Here is a 6,300-nt window from a genome sequence, read left to right as displayed (position 1 = left end):
AACATGCGGTTTGTGCCGATCAAAACGATCGAGCAACAGAGCTGTCTGATGCTTCATCGCGTGCGCCATCTCTTCATTCGCCAGCAGACTGCCGTCATCAACTCAATCCGCGCTTATCTGGCAGAGTTCGGGGTCGTCGCCCCCGTCGGGCGCAGGGGTGTCGAACAGCTGTTGGAAGTCGTCGCCGATCCAGCTGAATGCCGCCTTCCGGAGGTGGCCCGTGCGTGTCTTGCGGCTCTCGGCAGTCAGTTGCAGGCACTGAAGGCTCAGATCCTGGATTTCGACCGGCGCATTATCGCCTGGCATCGCTCAAACGCGACGAGCAAGCGACTGGATGCGATCCCCGGCGTCGGTCCAGCACTGGCAACGGCGCTAGTCGCGAGCGTTGCCGATGCCAATGCCTTCCGATCGGGGCGGGACTTCTCGGCCTGGGTCGGGCTCGTGCCGAAGCAGAACTCCAGTGGGGGCAAGGACAGGCTTGGCAGTATTAGTAAGCAAGGCGATCGCTACTTACGCAGCCTGTTCACGGCAGGTGCACTCGCCGTGATCCGCTATGCCAAGATCCATGGCGCGCGGCATCGGCCCTGGCTCACAGCGTTGTTGGCGCGGCGTCCCACCAAGGTCGCCGCGATCGCGCTCGCCAACAAGCTCGCCAGGATGGCATGGGCGATGATGGCCAGGAACGAATGCTACAGGGAACCCGCCGCTCTCACGGCGTGAACGAGATCACAGCCGGACATTCGGGTGTGACGTAACGGTTGGAAGGGCGAACAGCACTTAATGCAGCGCCGGTCGATCCGGCGATCAGGACAACCCACATGGGCCATGGCATCTTCGAATGCGTGCTTTTGATCGGGACCTGATCCGCGGAGGGCATTATGGCCAGCGGTCACGTGAACCGCGCAAACAGGCCGAACACATGGCCGCTCCGACCAACGCTGCAAAGTGAAGATTCTTCTTGCCAACCCGGAGCCGTCCACACATGGCCCATCTGCGAAGTGGCGACACCTTTCATTGAGGTCCGCTTGGTGGAGTAGAGCGGACTGACTTTGCTCACTCTGCGTTCTTCGCATTTTGACCCAAGCAGACATACCAAGCCCTGTTCATCGAGCGCGCGCTTGTTTCAGAAGGCCTAGCGCCAGGATGAGAAAGACCGGGACGATAACTACAAAGGAAAGAAACGCCGTCAGGCTTTTGTGCCAAAACAAAAAGCACGTTGCCGTGACGATGACGGTTATCGATAGGGTCGAGCCAACCAAGGCCAAGGTCTGTTTCGTACGCTTCATAGAGGCCCCAAATACGAAGACACGTGTCAGCTGCACTAACAAGCCCCAAGGCCAGCCCAATTGCCAGTGCCACAGAGTCCGCTTATGGGATGTCTCAATTGGGTGTTGACGTGGTGAATTGCGGGTGCGAGGTGCGTGTCGGTGGACTCAACGCCGCCGAAGCAGATGACTCCGCAATCGTTGAAGCGGTGGGGATTGGTGCAGTCATCCGCCCAGGGACCTGGTTACGTGCCAGTTGTCACGATGCAGTTGATCACAGACGGGTAATCACTTTGCTCCTGTAAGCGAATAAATTCTTTGATTGCGCGATAACACGTCGGCATCGACGCACTTCCACCCATGCTTTGGTTCGCCCAACGATCCAACATGACATGCGTCTTGACAATTTCTGCGTTCGCCGCGCGCAGTATGCCGACGGAAGGCGAAGCCGTTTCAAACAGATACTTGTGGAAGCTGATCACGAAAGTATCGCTTCTCGGTAGTCCGTTGCCATACGGAAGAAGGTCCACATCCCGCACAGTCTTTATATTTTTATAGAGCCACTGCGAATCGATCAACGCTTTCCCAATCCCTCTTCCCTCAACGCCAAGCGGAGCAACCCACTCGGGGCCCGGGGCTATGGTGGACCAAAAGATCACGCGATCATCACGGCGGTTCTCCATCGCCTTGAGCATGCACAGGAACCGTTCCTTTTGTGGATCGTTCGAATGCTCCACCTCGTACTGGAGCTTCTTGAGTTTGTCGGGCCAGGGTATGGGTGCAGGTGGGGGCGGAGGCGGCACAGCGGGAAGATAGATTTTGCGCAGCTTCGGGTCAGCCCCGATAAACGCGTAATTGCGCCCCCCGTCACGGCTGTGGCGGCAACCCACGAGCTCTCGCAAATACCAATTCACCTCCTCAGGAACGTGCGTTTGGAAATTGAATTCGATTAACGCCCACGCATCTATGTGCTCGCGCGCCGCAATTTTCCACCAGTCGTCCGTATCTAAGACCGGATATTCGCGCCCGCCTTTGGGCGGCCACAAGCCGCGTTTCTGCACTGGATTAAGAGGAACTTTGATATTGACCATTCAACGCCTCCCGCACGGTCCGAACCGTAGCGCGATACGCACCGGCCACGGTGGCGAAAGAAATGAAGTTTCGCCGTAACATCGGAATGGCAACACGTCGGCGACGCGCCGGATATGAACTATCTCACATTTGTTCTGGCGCCAGCCGCTCGCGGACAATGTCGCCCCTTGGCCCTTCGCGCCGCGAGAGAACTTCCGAAGCTGGCGCTAGACCGGAAGTCGTCGGCTAAGGTCCAGGCTGGTGCTTCTGACCCAAAGCGGAAAATCAATGCGCTATCACCTTACCTCGTCAGCGCGGGGCGGGAACAATACGGGACTTTTCTCTGGCATGTCTCCTCTTCGATTTGTGGCGCAATCGAACAGCCACCGCGGTGGCAAATCCGTGAGTAGCGCCACCAAGTGACATGCAGCCTGTTCCTTTGAGACGCCCGGCGGGTAGTAGATTGAGGAGTCGCGATCGATTCCGGCATAGAACTGAGCCCGTTTGGCGATGATTTCGCGCGTCTTCTCGTCCGCGAGCTTGAAGCACAAATCTATCAGCCCCCCGTCCGCCGTGCCTCGCGACAAATCGGTTGAGAACGCCTTTTGAACGGCCTCGATGGCCAAGGATCTCTTTTCCTCATCGACCTCTTTCTTCTTACGCTTGATCCACGTCCTCGCCCACCAGGTCGCAATGACTGCGAGCCCAAAAGCAGCCAGCGTAGCCAATACCGAGGCCTCCGGAGCCAGCCAAGCCGACAACGACGCCAAGACCAGGAAAAGCCAAACAGCGATGGACGCAAGGTAAATCGTGCCGATACCTACTCGGTGGTCGACTTTCCATGGGATGCCGAAAAGACGAAACTTGAGCGACGCGCGCGGGCGGTTGGCAAATGCTCCATCCGCGAGACCAAGGCTTCGTTCAATGTATGCGGCACGTCTCACGAGTTCATCATACAACTCGTCATTTCTCGTATTGTAGGTCACGAGCCCGATCGTTGCGATCAGGCCAAACAACGAGAACACAAAGCTCCGGCCATCAATGTGGTCGACTTTGAGCGCAATGGCTACGGCGGTCGCGATCGGCAGTAGACCCAGCAACTTGAACCGGATGTCGGTCAGCGTCCGAAAGTTGCTGCAGACCTCGCCGTATTCCGTGGAAAGTGCGTTTCGACGATCCTTGTCCATGGCCTACTCCGCGAAAACGTCCAGTTCTTGCCGAACCGAAGTTAGTTGGCGCGCACAGTGCCGTTTAGCACGCGCGCGGGTCTCCCCAATGTGGGCTAGTTCACGCTTGCGCTCCGGCATACTGAAATCCACCCCCCAACGACGTTGGTGAAGTTGGGTTTTCGTCTCTGATCAATGTCTGCTGCTGGCCGATCAGCAAAGTGGCGACACCTTTCATTGAGGTCCGCTTGGTGGGGTAGAGCGGACTGACTTTTCTCGCTCTGAGTCCTTCGCATTTTGACCCATTCCGGACCTCCTGCCGACGCTTGAGCCCGATCGATCTCTTAACCCAGTCAGGATGGCCTCGTTTGATTGATTCGCGGATTCTCCCGGTTTCGGGGTGGACCGCCGCTCATTGGCAGAGGGCTACTAACGCAAAGCCTGCCCTCCCTGGATCGCCTCGACGATCGAACCATCCAGCGCCCCAACTTCCTCCGGCTTTAGTTGGGATGAGATGGCCGAAAGGGCCGATCCCAGGGCATGGCGTCGCTTGGGATCGCCCTCGCCCTTGATCGCCTGGCGGACTGGCTCAGCGAGTGCCCTCGCGTTGTCTGGCCTCAGGAGAACTGAAATCGCCGCAAATGCCTGCGTCAGGGTGCTTATGTGAGCCGTGTCCGCCGTGTTCTGGATCTTCTGGATGACGGAGCTAGCGAGTGTCTGCGCCTCCTCCGGCTTTAGTTCCGATGCGACGGCAACAAGTGCGCCTTTCAGGGCAATCATCTGATCCGCATTCGTGGTGCTATTCATCGTGTCAATTATCCGGCCCGCGATCGCCTGCATCTCGCCGTGCTTGAACAATTGCAGCGCTCTTACATTCTGCATAAACATTTCCGTCCGAGCTTGAATTAGATCGCGGTCTGTTGTGCTGTGGATTTCTTTAAAGAAGGTGGCGGTGGCTTCCCGCGCTCTACTTTCCATATTCCAAAAAATCAAAAAGCTCAGAAGACCTAGAACTAGAACAAATGACCCGCCTACGCTGAACAGCCGAGCTGGGAGGCGAGCGAGACTCAAGGCGGCATAACCTCGGYTGTTGCCGTAGCGGAACCGGCCTTTCATCCGCGCCCATGCTAGGCGGCATTGCATCCCCACAGGCAGGAGGGCCTTCCACTTTTTCCAAAGCGTGCCGGATTCCTGAAACGCCTTGGCCCTGTCCTCAAGAAGATAGTGCCAGCGGTTCGCCCGCCGCTCGGCAGCCGACACACCGCGAACCAGATAATCATGGTCCAGCCGGTAGACAGTGTGACCACTCCCCGGATCGCTAGGGCTGCGAAGCACTTCCCCCCGCTCCAGTTCGTCCAGGGCGTTGTCGAGCTCGGCGCGAGCGACGGGCTGCCCGCTCGATTTCGCAAGGACAGCAAGAAGATCCTCGCTGCCGCGAGACCGCGTTTTGGTCATGTTTAAGGGATCAATCAGGTCCACAAGCACTGCCCGGACCTGACTGGGGGCCATCCTGACTTTCCGCGCGGCTCCATTGACTTGCTGCTCGACATAGAACGCCTCGATTCCCGCCACTCCACCAACCCGCTCATATTGCTTAACGTTGAGTGGTTTTAGGCCTTGGATGCCGCCGAGCATGATCTTGAGCTGCTGGGGCAGTATGACGTCTTGCTCGGAAATGTCGCGTATGATGCGGTCGCGCAGCTTGGTCCAGCCTGCGTCCGGATCGGCAATCACCGGCGCCGCAGGAGTGCCTTCGGTGAGGCGAGTGAGCAGTTCGGCAATATAGGGAGAGCGCACGCGATCTAGGCGCAAAGCCTGGACAGATCCGAAAAACTCAACAGAGCTGAGGCCAGCGGCAGTATCGCTCCGCGTGACAAACAGGCAACGCAGCTTGTCCTGTTCTAAGAGTCCTGCGACCATGCCCCAGAAGGGATTGCTCTGTCGCAATGTAGCAGGATCGAGCCATACGTTATTGGGCAGAAAGCGTTCCCTGTTACGCGCTTGATAGTCGTCGAACTGATCGAAGATAATTAGTGGGGTGCGCATTTCCTTGTCATTGAGCCGGACAAGCTCCTGTTCCACGTCCACAAGCGCGGGCAAGCGTCGTCCGCACGATCCTGACGAGCCGTGAGTTGGGTTGGCCTTGGCATCGGAGCCGACGGTACCACTTGCAATCAAGGCGCTCTTCAGGGCCTTAAACGGGCTCCACTCCCAATCATCGACCCACCAATCGTCCAGCAGAAGCGGCTGGACAGATCTGTGATCCTTGAGTTTTGGCAGGAGCCCAGCCCGCACGAGTGCTGATTTGCCAGAGCCCGACTCGCCTTCCAGAAAGGTGATCTGCTTGGCGAGGCATCGCCGGAGAAGATTATTGATGTCATCTGCACGGCCGACGAGATGTTCGGAGCTGTCGCGATCAAGCATAAGCGCATCGGGCTTTAAAAGGCGAGAATGGCGTGTGCGCCATTTAGCTAGCATCCAGATGCCAAGAAGAAAAATTGCGACGTAAAGGGCGACAGCCGCCCAAAGCGGCAGCCCGATCGTCTTTTTGATGATCTCAGCTGCCGCACCGATGAGGCCACCCGCTGCGGTGAGAATCCCGGAGATGAGCAGAAGCTGCTTTTGGGTGTTCTCTGAGATCATGCTTTTCAACTCTCGAAGATTTTCTGCTTGAGTTTGAAAAACGCAAAGCCGTCGCTGAGAGCTAGACCGACATCCCATGGAAGGCGTCATTCCGAACCTGATCTTGCCCGGACGCCATTGTCGCGCTGCTGGCGAGCGCGTTAAACTATCGCCGT

The 6,300-nt window shown here is 57.5% G+C and carries 4 protein-coding genes; 1 reads left to right on the top strand and 3 read right to left on the bottom strand.

The genetic code is table 11. From position 1 onward, the window contains the following. Positions 1-720, top strand: a 720-nt coding sequence (locus AB4Z51_RS01150) for an IS110 family transposase (RefSeq protein WP_441496876.1), incomplete at its 5' end; no start/stop codon positions are given. Between the two features lie 790 nt (positions 721-1,510). Here AB4Z51_RS01150 and AB4Z51_RS01145 read toward each other — a convergent pair. The 3 genes from AB4Z51_RS01145 to AB4Z51_RS01135 form a co-directional block, all read right to left on the bottom strand. After that, complete coding sequence (locus AB4Z51_RS01145; protein ID WP_441496875.1) at positions 1,511-2,356, bottom strand: hypothetical protein; 846 nt, start codon at positions 2,354-2,356, stop codon at positions 1,511-1,513. Between the two features lie 276 nt (positions 2,357-2,632). Then, complete coding sequence (locus AB4Z51_RS01140; RefSeq protein ID WP_441496874.1) at positions 2,633-3,523, bottom strand: hypothetical protein; 891 nt, start codon at positions 3,521-3,523, stop codon at positions 2,633-2,635. A 408-nt stretch (positions 3,524-3,931) separates the two neighbouring features. After that, positions 3,932-6,145 (bottom strand): nSTAND1 domain-containing NTPase, encoded by a 2,214-nt coding sequence (locus tag AB4Z51_RS01135; protein WP_441496873.1) that lies wholly within the window; start codon positions 6,143-6,145, stop codon positions 3,932-3,934. Between the last annotated feature and the right edge of the window lie 155 nt (positions 6,146-6,300).

Source organism: Bradyrhizobium sp. 2TAF36 (genome assembly GCF_052114925.1).
Lineage (GTDB): Bacteria > Pseudomonadota > Alphaproteobacteria > Rhizobiales > Xanthobacteraceae > Bradyrhizobium > Bradyrhizobium barranii.
This window is presented reverse-complemented; position numbering and strand designations above follow the sequence as displayed.